Genomic DNA, 987 nt, shown 5'->3' with positions numbered 1-987 from the left:
CGGCCGTGTAGACCTCACGCAGCGCCCGGGAGACAGATTTGCGGTCCTGGTAGGACACCCACCGGTTCGCAGCCCGAATCAGGTGCACAATGCAGGTCTGCACCATCGAATTCGGCCAGGTTGCCTCCACAGCTTCCGGCAAGCCTTTGAGTCCGTCGCAGCACACGATGAACACGTCCTGGACACCACGGTTGGCCAGATCCGCGCACACCGATGCCCAGAAGGCAGCGCCTTCATTTTCCGCGATCCACAATCCCAGGATGTGCTTGATGCCGTCCATGTCGACACCAACCGCCATGTAGCAAGCCTTGTTGACCACGCGGTGGCCGTCACGGATTTTCACGCGCAGCGCGTCGAGGAAGATCACCGGGTAAAACTCGTCGAGCTGACGGTTCTGCCAGATCATGACCTCTTCCAAGACCGCATCGGTAATGGTGCTGATCGTATCCGGGCTCATATCCACCCCGAGCGTGGTTGCGAGATGGTGCTGAATATCGCGCACGGTCATCCCGCCGGCGTACAGCGAGACGATCATGTCATCGAGCTCAGTCAGTCGGCGTGCACCCTTGGGCACCATCTTCGGTGCAAACGTGCCGGCACGATCCCTGGGCACGGTCACTTCTACCGCGCCGTAGCCAGAATTGACGGTCTTGGTGTACGACCCGTTGCGGTGATTGGTCGCCTGTGCGGTTTCCACTTGGGCTTTGGTCTTGCGGTCGGAATGCCCATAGCCCAAATGCGCATCCATCTCCGCCTGCAGACCAGCGTTGATCGATGCCTGCAGTAGGCCTTTGACCAGCTCGCTTGCATCATCAGCGGAAGCCGACAGCTCGCTGATCAAGCTGGCAAGCTCAGGATTTTCCATCAGCTTCTCGCTGATCTCGTTGACCCTCGCCGGGTCATGGTTTTTCTTCGGTGACACCGTAGTCATTATCGGTGAAACTCCCTCTCAATCAGAGCCTCACACACAAACTTCCTGACACCCTC

Annotated in this window: 1 protein-coding gene; it reads right to left on the bottom strand. The window is 58.8% G+C overall.

Features of this window, described 5'->3' with window-relative positions; genetic code table 11:
* Nucleotides 1-931 (bottom strand): IS256 family transposase (locus MHX64_RS11870; protein WP_239357647.1); only part of this gene is annotated, 931 nt, incomplete at its 3' end.
* Nucleotides 932-987 lie beyond the last annotated feature (56 nt).

Source organism: Corynebacterium sp. ACRPZ (assembly GCF_022346205.1).
GTDB lineage: Bacteria > Actinomycetota > Actinomycetes > Mycobacteriales > Mycobacteriaceae > Corynebacterium > Corynebacterium lehmanniae.
The sequence above is the reverse complement of the archived record's forward strand: the minus strand, read 5'-3'. Positions and strand labels throughout refer to the sequence as shown.